The organism is Streptomyces sp. NPDC020983, assembly GCF_044333485.1.
GTDB lineage: Bacteria > Actinomycetota > Actinomycetes > Streptomycetales > Streptomycetaceae > Actinacidiphila.
Map to the genome: position 1 here is coordinate 32699 of NZ_JBIRRA010000009.1, position 15225 is coordinate 47923.

General features: G+C 69.7%; 9 protein-coding genes. 4 read left to right on the forward strand and 5 right to left on the reverse strand.

Annotated features, from left to right (window positions below):
• Nucleotides 1-75 precede the first annotated feature (75 nt).
• The 3 genes from ACH4SE_RS21225 to ACH4SE_RS21235 all read right to left on the reverse strand — a co-directional run bounded on the left by ACH4SE_RS21225 (nt 76) and on the right by ACH4SE_RS21235 (nt 5899).
• Nucleotides 76-1563 carry an endo-1,4-beta-xylanase gene (locus ACH4SE_RS21225; RefSeq protein WP_398544962.1) on the reverse strand — a complete coding sequence of 496 codons (1488 nt, stop codon included), beginning with the start codon at nt 1561-1563 and terminating at the stop codon, nt 76-78.
• 127 nt (nt 1564-1690) lie between these two features.
• A complete protein-coding gene (locus ACH4SE_RS21230; RefSeq protein WP_398544963.1) occupies nt 1691-4099 on the reverse strand; it encodes a ricin-type beta-trefoil lectin domain protein in 2409 nt (802 codons plus the stop codon).
• Nucleotides 4100-4585: 486 nt separating this feature from the next.
• Nucleotides 4586-5899, reverse strand: coding sequence for a cellulose binding domain-containing protein (locus ACH4SE_RS21235; RefSeq protein ID WP_398544964.1), 1314 nt, complete (start codon nt 5897-5899; stop codon nt 4586-4588).
• A 1275-nt stretch (nt 5900-7174) separates the two neighbouring features.
• Between ACH4SE_RS21235 and ACH4SE_RS21240 the strand changes: the two genes are divergently transcribed.
• Nucleotides 7175-8557: an endo-1,4-beta-xylanase gene (locus tag ACH4SE_RS21240; RefSeq protein ID WP_398544965.1), complete on the forward strand. Its 1383-nt coding sequence runs from the start codon at nt 7175-7177 to the stop codon at nt 8555-8557.
• 208 nt (nt 8558-8765) lie between these two features.
• Here ACH4SE_RS21240 and ACH4SE_RS21245 read toward each other — a convergent pair whose 3' ends face one another.
• Both ACH4SE_RS21245 and ACH4SE_RS21250 read right to left on the reverse strand, forming a co-directional pair.
• Nucleotides 8766-10412, reverse strand: a complete 1647-nt coding sequence (locus tag ACH4SE_RS21245) for a glycoside hydrolase family 27 protein (protein WP_398544966.1) — start codon at nt 10410-10412, stop codon at nt 8766-8768.
• Between the two features lie 288 nt (nt 10413-10700).
• Nucleotides 10701-11480 carry a FadR/GntR family transcriptional regulator gene (locus ACH4SE_RS21250; protein WP_398544967.1) on the reverse strand — a complete coding sequence of 260 codons (780 nt, stop codon included), beginning with the start codon at nt 11478-11480 and terminating at the stop codon, nt 10701-10703.
• Between the two features lie 402 nt (nt 11481-11882).
• Here ACH4SE_RS21250 and ACH4SE_RS21255 point away from each other — a divergent pair, with 402 nt between their 5' ends.
• From ACH4SE_RS21255 to ACH4SE_RS21265, 3 genes are read left to right on the forward strand one after another with little or no spacing between them, the layout of a single operon-like run.
• Entirely contained in the window at nt 11883-13262 is a 1380-nt protein-coding gene (locus tag ACH4SE_RS21255) for an ABC transporter substrate-binding protein (RefSeq protein ID WP_398544968.1), read from the forward strand.
• Nucleotides 13259-14173 carry a carbohydrate ABC transporter permease gene (locus ACH4SE_RS21260; RefSeq protein ID WP_398544969.1) on the forward strand — a complete coding sequence of 305 codons (915 nt, stop codon included), beginning with the start codon at nt 13259-13261 and terminating at the stop codon, nt 14171-14173. Before ACH4SE_RS21255 ends, ACH4SE_RS21260 begins: the two co-directional genes overlap by 4 nt.
• Nucleotides 14163-15116, forward strand: a complete 954-nt coding sequence (locus ACH4SE_RS21265; RefSeq protein WP_398544970.1) for a carbohydrate ABC transporter permease — start codon at nt 14163-14165, stop codon at nt 15114-15116. The genes ACH4SE_RS21260 and ACH4SE_RS21265 overlap by 11 nt, the downstream gene beginning before the upstream one ends.
• The last annotated feature ends 109 nt before the right edge of the window (nt 15117-15225 follow it).

Consider the following 15225-nt stretch of genomic DNA (forward strand, 5'->3'; position numbering starts at 1 on the left):
AGGCACGGCGGACCGCGCCGTGCCGAAAAGAGGTGTGCCCCTGCCGGCGGCCCGGCAGGGGCACGGACGCAGGGTTCAGCTCAGCGTCCACTGCTGGTTGCTGGCGCCGTTGCACGTCCACAGTTCGACGAGGGCGCCGTTGGCGGTGGAGGCTCCGGTGACGTCGAGGCACAGACCGGACTGGGTACTGGTGACGGTGCCGTTGGAGTTGACACTCCACTGCTGGTTGGCGCCGCCGTTGCAGGTCCAGGTCTCGACCTTGGTGCCGGCCGTGGTCTGCTTGTTGTACGCGTCCAGGCACAGCTGGCTGCCGCCGGAGAAGACCGTCAGCTGACCCGACGAGGTACGCGTCCAGCTCTGGTTGGCCTGCCCGTTGCAGTCCCAGATCTGCAGCTGCGCGCCGGGCGTCGTCGAGGAGTTCGGCACGTCCAGGCACTTGCCCGCACCCACCGCGTGCAGCGCCCCGCTGCCGCTCGGCGGCGGAGTGGTGGTCGAACTCCCGCCGAGGGCGGTCACGGTGGAGTTGTACGCCGGCTTGGGCTGGAAGTTGCGGTCGTACATGGTGGCGGCCCCGTAACCGGGGAAGGTCCCGTCTATCCACGAGTTGGCGTCGTCGACGCCCCACTGGGAGACGCCCACGCAGCGGGAGACCGCCAGGCAGTCCTTGACGACGTTGCCGTAGTCGGTCGCCTGCTGCTGGAGTCCGGAACTGGAGGCGGGCAGCTGCATGCGGTCGTCGAGCTCGGTGACCGCCACGTCCAGGCCGAGGTCGGCGAAGCGCTGCATGTTGGCCCGGAAGTCGGAGGGGACCTGGCCCACGACGAAGTGGCTCTCGAAGCCGATGCCGCCGAGGGGGACGCCCTGCGACAGCAGGGACTTGGCGAGGTTGTACAGGGCGTTGCTCTTGGCGTTCTGTCCTTCGATGTTGTAGTCGTTGATGTAGAGCTTGGCGTTCGGGTCGGCCGCGTGGGCGGTGCGCAGGGCCTCGGCGAAGTAGTTGGAGCCCATCGCCTTGTAGAAGGCGTCGTTGACGAAGGAGCCGTCGCCGTTGAAGGGCTCGTTGACCACGTCCCAGGCGTAGATCTGCCCCTTGTAGTGGGTGACCTCCGCGGTGATGTGGGCGTCCATGGCGCCCTGGACCTGGTTCGCCGGCAGGCTGCTGACCCAGGACGGGAGCTGGGCGTGCCAGACCAGGTTGTGGCCGCGGACGCGCATGTTGTGCGACTTGGCGTACGAGGCGATCTGGTCGCCGGGGCCGAAGTTGAAGCGGCCGCTGCTCGGCTCGGTGGTGTCCCACTTCATCTCGTTGCCGGGGGTGACCATGTCGAACTGGGCGTTGGCGATGGTGGTCTCACCGGTGTTGCTCAGGTCGGCGACGGTCAGCGCGGTGCCGAAATAGCGGCCCTGGGCCTCGGCCAGGGTGCGCAGGGACGTGGCCGCCTGGGCGGACGAGGCCGTCACGAGGGCGAGCAGGGACGTGCCGGCGAGCGTGACGGCCAGTCCGGCGGCAAGGGCGCCGAACCGGGAGCGCCGCAGGTGCGGGCGGGGGTGTCGCGGGGTCATGGGACCTCCAGCAGTGAGATGACGGTGGTGCGGCAAAGAGGGGTGAACCACGGGAGGGGCGGGCGTGCTGCCGCCCGCAGCAGGCCGGCCGGTCCCGGGTGCGGGACGTCCTGGTGCGCCCCGGCCATCAGCCCAGCGTCCACTGCTGGTTGCTCTGGCCGTTGCACGTCCACAGCTCGGCCAGCGCCCCGTTGGCGGTGGAGCCCCCGGTGACGTCCAGGCACAGCCCCGACTGCACACCGGTGACGGTCCCGTTCGCGTTGAAGGTCCACTGCTGGTTGCTCTGGCCGTTGCACGTCCAGGTCGCGACCTTGGTGCCCGGGGTGGCGCCCTGGCCGCTCGCGTCCAGGCACAGCTGGCTGCCGCCGCTGTAGACGGTCAGCTGGCCGGACGACGTGCGGGTGAAGGTCTGGTTGGCCGCGCCGTTGCAGTCCCAGATCTGCAGCTGCGTTCCCGTCGCCGTCGACGCGTTCGGCACGTCCAGGCACTTGCCCGCACCCACCGCGTGCAGCGCGCCCGTGCTCCCCGTGCCGCTGCCGCCCGTCACACCTGCCTGGGCGATGACCTGCTGCGCGCCCGACGGCCAGCTGGTGCCGCTGACCTGCACGTTGCCGGTCAGGACGTTGTTGTGGGGCGAACCGGTGGCCACCTGGGTGGCACCCGAGTTGTACCAGTTGGTGTCGAAGGTGTTGTCGTTGGTGTTGTTGGTGCTGCCGGCGTTGGTGAAGGCCCACACACCGGAGTCCTGGATGACGTTGTTCTTGAGGTTCACGTAGCGCGAGCCCTCGTCGAGGTAGAGGCCCACGGTGTGCTGGTTGTCGTAGACGTAGTTGTGGTCGATGCTCGTGCCCGGGTTGGCCGACAGGTTGTAGATGCTCCCGCCGTCGTGGAACACCTTCTTCGTGCCGTGCACCGAGTTGTAGCTGACGACGGTGTTCTTCAGGGTCGTGGGCGTGGTGTAGACGGGCTGGTAGTTGTACAGGCCGCGGTTGCGGTAGTCCTGGCTGCCGCCGGGGTCGTTGGCGCCCCAGCCCCAGCCGACGTCGATGCCGTCGTATGCCAGGTTCGACACCTCGTTGTGGCTGATGACGGCATGTGTGACGTAGGTCGACAGGATGCCCGCCATGTCCTTGTAGTCCTTGGCCACACCCGAGATCCGGTTGCCCTGGATGGTGATGTCCTGGTTGGTCATCGCCGTGTTGGAGGGGTGGTGGGCGTCCGGCTGCACTCCGCCGACCACGATGCCGGCGCCGGAGTCGTCGGTGAAGGTGCTGCCGGAGACGGTGACGGACGAGGCACCGAGCCCCACGCCCGACGCGTGCGCGTCGGCGTCGTTGCCGATGCCGAGGCCCACCTGGCCCAGGTGGGCGAAGGTGTCACCGGTGAAGGTGATGCCGCGGGCCGCGGAGACCTGCACCGCGGCCGGCACCTGGCTCCAGCTGTTGCGGGCCGCTTCGAACAGCTGGCAGCCGGACTGGCAGGACGTCATGAAGTCGGAGGGCTGGGTGAAGGTGCGTCCCAGGAAGGCGCCGCTCTGCTGGTCGGCGTAGCCGACGGAGGTGCTGGGCTGGAGCCAGGTGGTGTGCTGGAAGGCGACGCCGTTGACGGTGATGTCGTGGGCCGGGCTGGTGTAGGAGCCGCCGATCTGGAGCAGGGAGGTCAGACGCGGCAGTTCGATGTCGTGCGACGTGGGCGACCAGTTGCTGGGCGCCTTGTAGTAGAGCTGTCCGGCCTGGGGGTCGAGGTACCACTGGCCGGCGGTCTTGAGGAAGCTGTAGGAGTTCTCCAGTTGGAGACTGCCGCCGGCGAAGGGGCTGGCGAGGGTGTCGTAGCCCCAGTTGTTGTTGTTCCAGGCCGGCTGCTGCATCGTGATCGTGCTGCCGCTGATCGACTGGACCGGCGCGTAGCGGTCGGTGAAGGAGTTCTGGCTCTCCAGTTCGATGCGGTTCTGCTGGGGAAGCGTGGAGAGGTAGTTCAGCGCGGAGTTGACGATGGTCATCCCGCCGGCGGTGATCTTGACGTCGCTGCGGGCGATGGAGATCGCCGCCCGCGGGGCCAGGGCGCCGTCGACGAACAGCTGCCGTGAATCGGAACCGGCGGGTACGGACGCGGCGTAGATGTTGTTCGACGCGTCCTTCAGCGTCCAGCCCGTCACCTGCTGCCCGCCCGACAGGACCGGCTGCTCGCCGGGGGCCGCCTGCCAGATGACCTGGTGGCCGTTGGTACCGGAGTCCGCGCTGCCCAGCACGAGCGGGGAGGACATGCGGTAGGTGCCGCCCGCGAGTTGCACGACGATGTCGCCGCTCATGTTCCCGTCGATGGCCTCGACCGACGCCTTCGCCTGGGTGAGGGAACACGGGGCCGACGCGGAGCACGCCGTGCCGCTGCCGGCCGGTGAGGCGTACAGCGTGGTCATGGTCGCGGCCTGCGACGTCACGGCCGGGGCTGCGACGAAGGCGCCGACGGCGAGGACCGCGACAAGAGCCGCTCTCGGTGGTCGGCTGCGGCGCGGGCGGGTGCGCGAGGTGAAGATCATGGTGCGCTCTCTTTCTGCGTGGGTGAGGAGCAGGTCGCGCGGGCGGGAACGCTCACGCTGCCGACGCGAGCTCCGTCCGTGCGCATGCTGTAGCACTCAATCCGTCCCCACTCGGGACGATGTATCAGTCTCTTCCGGACAACATCCGGGGCGTCACAGGTGCCGCGACAGTCGAGCACTTCAGGTGGCGCCAGCCTGGCGGGGCGGACGCGCGCGCTCGCATGCGGTGAAAGGCATGGGGGCGCGGAGAAACCTGGGGTGCTGGGTGCCGAAATGAGACTGACACATTCCGACGCCGAACCTCAAGAGGTGCGTCACGCAGAGAACAGCGCCTCCAGGGGCGGGCGAGCGCCCCCGCGGCCGCTCCCGTCACCGGCGTTGCGGATCCGCGGGGGCCGGGGGTTCCCCACCACTGCCGTCAGCGGTGGGGAACCCCCGGCCCGGCATCCGGCCGCGCCGGGGCTCGCCCGCTCCGTCACGCACCGGTCACGGACTGGTGCAGCTCAGGGAGACGTCGGTGGGCGCCCCGGTACCGAGGAACCCGAACGTGGTCGACGCGGAGGGTTGCAGCGTGCCGTTGTAGGAGACGTTGCGCACCGACACGTCGGAGCCACTGGCACTGAGGGTGCCGTTCCACACCTGACTGATGCTCTGGCCGCTTCCGAGCGTCCACCGTACGGTCCAGCCGCTGACGGGCTCCGCGCCCGCCGTGACCTTGACCTCACCCTGGAAGCCACCGGACCAGGAGTTGACGGTCGTGTACGTCGCGGTGCACGCGCTTCCCGACGTGCCCCCGGTCGTGGTCCCGCCGGTGGTGGTCCCACCCGTCGTCGTCCCACTCGTGGTCCCGCCGGTGGTCGTCCCACTCGTGGTCCCGCCGGTGGTCGTCCCACTCGTGGTCCCACCGGTGGTCGTCCCACCCGTCGTCGTCCCACCGGTCGTCGATCCGCCCGGCGGCACGTAGGGGCACTTGCTGTGGTAGATCGACAGCCCGCTGGGATCCGCCGCCGACGGGCAGAGGAACTGCGTGTAGCGGGTGTCGTTGTCGACGAAGATCTTGAGCCAGGGGATCAGGAGACGCATCTCGGTGCTCTGCGGATGCGTGTAGTAGACGTGGTCGGCTCCGGCGATCTGCACGAAGTCGCTCTGGGTGGCGGCCGGCAGGGTCGCGTAGAGACCGTCGAGGTACGAGGGGGTCACCACGGTGTCGTTCTGCCCGCCCATGACCATCGTCGGCACCTGGTCGGTGGACATGTTCTGCGAGGGCGAGAACGGCGCCAGCGCGACCGCCGCCTTCAGTGACGGCCGGTGCTCGGAGGCGTAGACCACGCCGCCGCCCCCCATGGAGTGGCCGATCACGGACAGCCGGCTCGCGTCGACGCGGTCCCGCACCGGACTTTGCCGGGTGAGGTAGTCGAGCGCCGCCAGGAGCTGGGTCCCCCGAGCGGTGTCGTAGTCGGTGCGGCTGTTGGTCTCGATGCCGATCACGACGAACCCGAAGGAGGACAGCCAGGGTCCCATCCAGGCTTCCTCGTTGGCGAACAGCGCGGTGTACCCGGGGACGATCGCCACCGCGCCCCAGGTGCCCGCGCTCGTGTCGGTGGGGTAGTAGATCGTCCCGCCGTTGAAGCCGTTACCCGGCGCCACGCTCACCTGGGCCGTGGCGAACGGCCCCCGGGAAGCGGCCACGCCGGCCAGCGTCGGGTCGGGGCCCCGCTGGTACGGATTGTCCGCGGCCGCCGCCGGCTGGAACGCCAGCATCGCCGCCAGCAGGCCCGCCACGGCGGCCAGCACGGCCACGACCGTCCTGTACGACCCGGGCCGGTGCCGTAAACCTCCGTGTGTCATCCGTCTCCGGGCGCCCGTGGACGCCTCCCACGCTACGTGCTGCACGGCACGTCTCCCTTCCGGACAGCGGCAGCTCGAACAGCGGACCGCTGGTCGTCCTGTGTCTTTCCCTGGCAGGTGGAGAAGAAGGGGACCTCGGCGCAGCCGCACGGTCCGCCTGCCGGGAGGCAGGAATCGCGCGGCGTCGGCGGTGCACGCCGAGGTCCCGGCCCGGCGGCTCGGGCCTGCACGGGGAGGCCCGATGCACTGCGCCGGGAGTCAGGGGGAAGGCGGCGGCAGTGCCGCACCGTCCGGGACCGCGTCGCCCGGAGGTCTGCTGTTTGCCGGCGCCGCCGGACGGGCCGGCGCCGCGGTGAGCCGTGGCATCACGAATCGCTCTCCTCGCATGTGGGGGGATGTCTGCGCACCGGCCGGGGAGACGGCCGTGCGCGCGCGCACTCGGCCTGACGGCTCACGGTTCGTCAGGAGGAACGGCCCCGCTGGGAGGCGCCGTGTCCGCGGCTCTGTGTGCTGCAGGAGATTCTTGCTGGTCGTCGACTTCACGGGGCGGCTCGGACGGACAGCCCGGCCGTCGCCCACTCCCCTCGCGAGGGGTGGAGTCCCGCGTGGACGGGGGTTCGCCGGGGACAGCACCTCCTGCCATTGTTAGCGCTAACTATCATGCTTCCAGTACGGCACGACGAAGTGGTTCCCATACATGGGGTGTCCAGAACAAAAACGCTCCCCCCATCCCGGGTTCTTGTCAAGGGCCGCCGCGCAACTCCCGCCCCACGTGTGCCGCACGCCGCCGCGGGCGCGGCCGGCGCCCGCACCCCCTCCCTCGGGCCGCCCGCGTCCGGCCACGTCCGACGTCCTTCCGTGGTGGCCCGGCGCCCGGGAGCGGGACGGACCGCTCCCCCCTCGGCCCCGTCGCTGGTGGAGGCACCGGCGGCAGGCGAGAGGCACGTGGCCACCGTCCGCCGGGGCGCCCCGCACGAACGGGCCGCCGTGTGAGATGTATTGACGCGTCCAGGTGGGCACCCTAAGGTGCCGCGAAACGATCGTCGGGATCCTGGAAGTTTCCGTTCCCGCGCGTGCAGGCGCAGATGTTAGCGCTCACCTACACGGCACGCAGTGCGCCGACAGCAGCAGGGCCCGGCCGGAGGCCGGTGCCCTGTCCCCCCACCGTAAGGAGCACCTAGCGACATGTCTTGGCTCAGCAAGCACCGGAGCGTTCGGAGAAAGGCGGTGGCTGCGGCCACCGGGGCGGCGGTCAGCGCCTCGCTGGCCGTCGTCGCCCTCGCCACGGCGGCTCCCCACGCTGCGGCGGCGAGTTCGCTCGGCGCGGCGGCCGCGCAGTCCGGCCGGTACTTCGGTACGGCCGTCGCGGCGGGCAAGCTCAGCAACTCGACGTACTCCACCATTCTCGACCGGGAATTCAACATGATCACCCCGGAGAACGAGATGAAGTGGGACACCACCGAGCCCTCCCGGGGCAACTTCAACTTCGGCCCCGCCGACCAGATCGTCAGCCACGCCCAGGCCCACGGCCAGCGCATGCGCGGACACACCCTGGTCTGGCACAACCAGCTCCCCAGCTGGGTGTCCGGCCTGTCCGCCTCCGACCTCCAGTCGGCCATGGACAACCACATCACCCAGGAGATGACCCACTTCAAGGGCAAGATCTACGCCTGGGACGTCGTCAACGAGGCCTTCGCCGACGGGGGCAGCGGCCAGCACCGCAGCTCGCCCTTCCAGGACAAGCTCGGCAACGGCTTCATCGAGCACGCCTTCCGCACCGCCCGCTCGGTCGATGCGAACGCCAAGCTCTGCTACAACGACTACAACATCGAGAACTGGTCGGACGCCAAGACCCAGGGCGTCTACAACATGGTCAAGGACTTCAAGTCCCGCGGCGTGCCCATCGACTGCGTCGGCTTCCAGAGCCACTTCGGATCGAGCGGCCCGCCCGCGAGCTTCCAGACCACCCTGACGAACTTCGCCGCCCTGGGCGTCGACGTCCAGCTCACCGAACTCGACATCGCCCAGGCCTCCTCCACCGCCTACGCCAACACCGTCAACGCCTGCCTGCACGTCGCCCGCTGCACCGGCATCACCGTGTGGGGCATCCGCGACAGCGACTCCTGGCGGACCGGCGAGAACCCGCTGCTCTTCGACAGCAACGGCAACGCCAAAGCCGCCTACAGCGCCGTCCTCAACGCCCTGAACGGTAGCGGTACGACCACACCGCCGGCCGGCGGCACCCGGGCGATCAAGGGGGTGGGATCCGGGCGCTGCGTGGACGTGCCCAACTCGACCACCACCGACGGCACCCAGGTCCAGCTGTGGGACTGCAACGGCCAGGCCAACCAGCAGTGGACCGTGACCTCCGCCGGTGAACTCCAGAGCATGGGCAAGTGCCTGGACGCGGCCGGCACCGCCAGCGGTGTCAAGGTCCAGATCTACTCCTGCTGGGGCGGCGACAACCAGAAGTGGCGCGTCAACTCCGACGGCACCATCGTCGGCGTCCAGTCCGGTCTGTGCCTCGACGCGACAGGAGCCGGCACCGCCAACGGCACCCTCGTCGAGCTGTGGACGTGCAACGGGGGCAGCAACCAGAAGTGGAGCTGAACCCGGTGCAGTAAGCCACCGCCCGCCCGGCCTCCTCGGGAGGCCGGGCGGGCGGTGGTCCCACCGGACCGCCGGGGGGAAGGCAGCCGCGCTGCCTTCCCCCCGGCGGTTTTTCCTCCCGCCCGGCGGGGCGGGAGGTGCTCGGGCCGTCGTTGCGGGCCGCCCCGGGATCAGGCCGCCGTTCGGACCGCCGGTGCGGTGGTGCGGTTCAGCTCAGCGTCCACTGCTGGTTGCTGCCGCCGTTGCACGTCCACAACTCGACGAGGGCGCCGTTGGCGGTGGAGGCTCCGGTGACGTCGAGGCACAGGCCGGACTGGGTGCTGGTGACGGTGCCGTTGGAGTTGACGCTCCACTGCTGGTTGGCTCCGCCGTTGCAGGTCCAGGTCTCGACCTTGGTGCCGGCCGTGGTCTGGTTGTCGTACGCGTCCAGGCACAGCTGGCTGCCGCCGGAGAAGACCGTCAGCTGACCCGAGGACGTACGCGTCCAGCTCTGGTTGGCCGCCCCGTTGCAGTCCCAGATGTCCACCTGCGTGCCGGGTGTCGTCGAGGAGTTCGGCACGTCCAGGCACTTGCCCGCACCCACCGCGTGCAGCGCCCCGCTGCCGGCCGGCGGCGGAGTGGTGGTCGAACTCCCGCCCGCGACCCGGTACATCACCGTGCCGTGCGCGGGCACCGAGGCGCTGATGGCGCCCGAGGTGGTGGACGTCGCCCCGGACCACAGGTCGGTCAGGGTGTAGCCGGAGGCGCCGGTCTTGCCCACCGCGGCAGCGGTGGTGCTGATGGTCGCGGTCGACCCCGTCTCGTTGAACAGCGCCACGGACACGTCGCCGTTGGCCAGCGGCTTGGCCATCACGTCCAGCCCGCCGCCGGACGACACCATGGTGCCCTGCTTGCCCAGCGAGTCCTGGTCCACCGCGATGACCCGGGTGTTGGTGTAGATGGACAACGTGGTGGAACTGGCGGAGGCGATGTTGGTACCCGCGATCAGGGGCGCCGCCATCTCCGACCACAGGCTGAACTCCGTGCGGGCCTCGGTGGCGGTGAGGGATCCGTTGCCGACCTCCAGCATGTCGGGGTCGTTCCAGTGCCCCGGACCGGCGTAGGACGCCAGGCCCACGTTGCTGTGGAAGATCGACAGCATGCTGGACCAGCTCGCGTTGATGTCACCTGTGGTGCGCCAGCTGTTTCCCACCCCGGCGCCCCAGGTCCAGACGTTCTCCTGGCCCCAGTTGCACAGGCTGTACAGGATCGGCCGGCCGGTGGCCGCGAGAGCGTCCCGCATCGCTGTGTACCGGCTCTGCCCCGGCACACCGTTGTTGTTGCAGTTGTCGTACTTCAGGTAGTCGACGCCCCACGAGGCGAAGGTCGCCGCGTCGGTCGTCTCGTGTCCCAGGCTTCCGGGGTATCCGGCGCACGTCGCGGTGCCCGCGTCCTCGTAGATCCCCAGTTTCAGGCCCAGGGAGTGGACGTAGTCCGCGGTGCCCTTGATGCCGTCGGGGAACTTCGCCGGGTCCGGAACCAGCCGGCCCGACGAGTCGCGGGAGTGTGTCATCCAGCAGTCGTCGATGTTGACGTAGGTGTAGCCGGCGGCCTGCATGCCGTTGTTGTGCATGGCCAGCGCCGTGGACTTGATCAGCGACTCGGAGACGTTGCACCCGTAGGCGTTCCAGTCGTTGAAGCCCATCTGCGGTGTGAGTGCCAGGCCGTTGCCCAGCGCGGCGGCGGGCTGGGCCCCGCCCGGGGCGACGAGCGCGGCGCCCGCGGCGATCAGCAGGATTGAGCCTGTTAGCGCTAACAATCTCCGGAGCGGCGACCGCCCGATCCGACGCCCGATTCCCTTGCCTCTGTTGACCATGGTGTGCCGACCTCCTGGGCCGAGTCGTGGGGGGACACGCCTGCCACCGTGCTCTGTCGGATCAGGAACGAGACCGGCTGACGACCCGTGGGGAGTACCGGGCCGGGCAACAGGGCCGGTGCGGCGCGGGCGGGCACGCGCGCACCCACCGTTGTGGGAAACAGATAACTCCTGTGCGTTCAGGGCGTCAAGAGTGGTGGAAATATTTCCATCTTGATGGAGAGCACCGCAGGCACACCCCGGCGGGCCGCCCCCCGTGGGGCCCGCGCGAAGCCGGTCCGCCGCGGCTCAGCCGAACACGCGGCGCTGGATCTCGCGGCGGTAGTCCTCCAGCGTCTGGTCCAGGTGGACGGTGGCCGCCTGCGCCGCGGCCTCCGCGTCGCCGTCCTTGATCGCCTGGTAGATGGCCGCGTGCTCCGCCACCGCCTCCTCGGCATGACCGCCGACGGTGCCGTGCAGGCCGATGGTGCTGGACTGGCGCTGCAGGCGGCGGGCTTCGCGGACCGCGTCCACCAGGAAAGGGTTCTGCGAGGCCTTGGCCACGCTGAGGTGGAATTCGTCGTCGCCGCGGTCGAACAGCTCGTGCCGGCCGGTCAGATGGCCTTCCCGGCACATCTCGGCGGCCTCCTCGATCGCGCGCAGGTCCGCCGGCGTCGCACGTGTCGCGGCGAGCCGGCTGGCCGCGGCCTCCTGCACACGGCGGAACTCGAACAGGCGGTAGACGTGGTCGAGGTCGGTGGGCAGGAAGAAGCTCCCCCACAGCGACGAGCCCAGCATGCCCTCGTCGTTGGCCACGAACAGACCGCGGCCCTTCTGCGCGCGGATCCGCCCGATGGCCGAGAGGATCTTGACGGCCTCGCGCACCACCGTCCGGCTCGTGCCCAGCCGTGACGCGAGCTGGTTCTCCGTGGGCATCCGGTCCCCCGGCTGCAGCTCCAGCTCGGCGATGAGCCGCAGGATCTCCTCGGCCACCCGCTCGTACCCGGGCCGGTAGGCCACGGTGTCCTGCGCCTGCGCCGGCGCCGGGGCGGAGCTGCCGGCCGCCGCGAGTACGGGGTTGCCGTCCAACGGCCCGCCTCCTTCATCTCCCGTCGTCAGCCACGCGGTACGCGACCGGTCCGACGTCATGTCGCAGCATACAACGGTGGTCCGTCCCGCCAATATGTGTAGGACTTATTTCTTTCGCCCCCTCGCCCTGAAACCCCTCAAACCACCACAGATGACTCCGCTCTGCGGCCTTCAGGCGAGAAGATCTTGGAAATAACCATGCTCATCCTGTTGACGCGACCGGGCCCTGGCGCTTGTTATGTGTGATCAAAGCGCGACGCTGCTTCGCCTGAGACATTCGGGTCCGGACGGCCCCGTCCCGGCCACCGAGCTCCCACCTGTCTGCCTTCCCCTCCTTGAGGGCGACATATTCCGGCCCGCTCGCCAGCGATGGACGGGCCCCACGACGTAGTGGAGTTGTTCATGACAGCCAAGGTCCGCGCGGTCGGCGCGAACACCCCCAGCAGAACCCGCGGAAACCGCAGACGCACCGGCGTGCTGGCCGTGGCCGGCGCCCTGCTACTGGCCACGCTCGCCGCCTGCGGCGGAGGAGGCAGCAGCAACGGCTCCCGAGGCGGCTTCAAGCCCGTCAAGCAGACGGGCGGCGCCCTGACCGTCTGGGTGGACGCCTCCCGTATGGACGCGGCCAAGCTGTACAAGAAGCAGCACCCCGACGTGAAGATGAACATCGTCAGCTACGACGGCGACGCCAACGGCTCCAACTACCTGCGCACGAAGGTCAGTCTGTTCAACCGCACCCGCAAGGGCTGGCCCGACGTGGTGTTCAGCTCGCAGAACAACGAGACCACCTGGGCGGTCGACGCGGGATTCACCGCCCCGCTCAACAAGGGCCTGATACCGCAGTCGACGCTGGCGGGCTGGGCCAAGGGCGCCAACACCCCCTGCACGGTCAACGGCACGCTGTACTGCCTGCGCAACGACCTCGCCCAGACCGTCCTGTGGTACGACGCCCCGCTGATGAAGAAGTGGGGGTACCAGGTCCCGCAGACCTGGGAGGACTACCAGGCCCTCGGGCAGAAGGTGGCCACCGAGCACCCCGGCTACCTGGTCGGCTCGGCCGGCGACACCTGGGCGCCCGAGCTCTACATGTGGCCGAGCAAGTGCGGCGCCAACCAGATCACCGGGCCCAAGGCCGTGACGGTCGACACCGGCAGCGCCAACTGCACACGCATGGCGTCGCTGCTCGACACCCTCGTCAAGAACAAGACGATGTCCATGAGCAGCGTCTTCAGCTCGGACTTCGACAAGAACCAGGCCGGCAAGATCCTCATGATGCCCGGCCCGTCCTGGTTCGGCGGCGCCCTGTTCCAGGGGTCGTTCAAGACGCCGGCGCACCGCATAGCCGTCGCGCCGATGCCCAGGTGGTCCGCCGACAGCGGCAGCACGGCGGGCAACGTCGGCGGCGGCACCTGGCTGCTGTCCGCGCACAGCACGAACCTCAAGGCCGCCACGGACTTCCTCACCTGGGTGACCACGTCGGACGACTACCAGGCCAAGCTCGCGCCCGGCTACCCGGCCTACACCGCCGCGGCGAAGGACTGGCTGGCCAAGCAGGCCTCCTCCGACTACTTCACCGGCGACATCGCGGCGCCGCTGCAGGCCGCGGCGGACGAGGTCTGGCCCGGCTGGGGCTACGGCCAGTTCAGCCAGGAGGCCGTCTGGGCCGCCACCGTGACCCCGCAGCTGACGGCGGGCAAGACCATCGTGTCCCTGCTGCCGGCCTGGCAGACGGCGATCGCCAACTACGCGCGCGCCGCCGGATACAAGGTCACCACCCCGTGACGGCGCAATCCGCCGAGGCCGGCCGGGCACCGGTGCGCAGCGCGCGCACCCGGTGGCCCGGCCGGGCCGGGCACGGCTTCGTCGCCGCCTACACGGTCCTGCTGATCGCCTTCGGCGTCATACCGACCGGGTACGCGATCTACTACGCCTTCACCGACGGCGGCGGCACCTTCAGCGGGCTGTCCAACTTCTCCACCGCCGTCGACGACTTCCGCTTCACGCCCGCCCTCCAGCACGTGGCCCTCTACCTGGTGTGGTGGCTGGTGTCGCTGGTGGTGTTCGTCGTCGGGCTGGCGCTGCTGCTGCACCGCCTGGCGCTGAGCGGGGTCAGCCGGGCCCTGCGGTTCCTGTACTACGTGCCCGGCGCCCTCGCCGGAGCGGCCAGCGTCATGGTGTGGCTGTTCGTGCTGGACCCCACGGTCAGCCCGGTCGGCTTCCTGCTGCGGGCGTTCGGCTACCACACCTTCGGCGAGGTCATCGCCCCCGGACACCTGCCGATCCTGTTCACCCTCATCGCCTTCTGGACCGGCGCCGGCGGCTGGATCGTGGTGATGTACGGGGCGCTCAACAACATCTCGCAGGACGTCCTGGAAGCGGCCCGGATCGACGGCGCGGGGGCCTGGCAGACCGCCTGGCGGATCCAGATCCCGCTGCTGCGCAAGTGGATCGTCTACATGGTCATCCTCGCCTTCGCCGGCGGCACGCAGCTGTTCGTCGAACCGCAGCTGCTGTCCCAGGCGAGCGTCGGCGTCGCCGGCCGGGACTACTCCCTCAACCAGCTCGCGTACGACTTCGCGTTCCAGAACAACGACGTCAACACCGCGGCCGCCGTGTCGGTGGAGCTGCTGGTGGTCGGCCTGGCCGTGGCAGGGGTCTTCGTGGCCAGATCGGGGTTCTTCGATGCGGACTGACATCCTGCGGCCCGTGGCCGCCCCGTCCACCGGCGACGGGCAGCTGCCCGGCCGAACGGACCGGACGCGCTCCGGCGGTTCGGTGCGCGGGCGCCTCAACCCGCTCCCGGCGCTGGTACTCCTGCTGTTCGCGGTCTTCTTCGTGCTGCCGGTGCTCTGGCTGCTGCTGGCGGCCACCAAGACGGACGACCAGCTGGTGCACGACAATCCCCTGTCGTTCGGCTCCCTGCACGCGCTGCACGCCAACTGGAACGCCCTGACCGGCTACCAGGACGACGCGATCTTCATGTGGCTGCGGAATTCGGCCGTCTACTCCTCCCTCGCCCTGGTGGTCACCCTGTGCGTGGCGGTGCCGGCCGGCTACGCGATGGCGATGACGGAGTTCCGGGGCCGGCGCACACTGCTGGTCGCCACCCTGGTGGTGATGCTGATGCCGAACGCCACGCTGGTCGTGCCGCTGTTCCTGGAAGTCAACGCCGTCCACCTGATCGGCTCCATGTGGTCGATCATCCTGCCGTACGCCTTCTACCCGTTCGGTGTGTACCTGACCTACATCTACTTCAGCACCGCCCTGCCCCGGGAGCTGCTGGACGCCGCGCGGCTGGACGGCTGCTCGGAGTTCGGCGTCTTCCGCCGGGTGGCGCTTCCCCTCGCGGCTCCCGTGGTCGCACTGGTGGGGTTCTTCAGCTTCGTCGCCAACTGGACCAACTACTACCTGCCGTACGTCATGCTGCCGGAGAGCGACCAGTTCCCGGTCCAGGTCGGTCTGGGGACGCTGCTCGACTCCGTCCCGCAGTTCAACCCGACGGCCGCCACGCTGCAGGTCGAGCGTCCGGAACTCGCCCTGGCCACGTTGCTGGCGATCGTCCCGGTGCTGGTCGTCTTCCTGTTCTCCCAACGGTTCCTGGTCGCCGGCATGCTCGCCGGCGGGACGAAGGACTGATCCGGCCGGCCGCCCGGCACGACGCACGGCGCACGCGAGCCCCGGCCGCCGCGCCGGCAGCGCCGTGCCCGAACGCGGCCGGGCCCGAACGCGAATGGAGCTCCTCCCG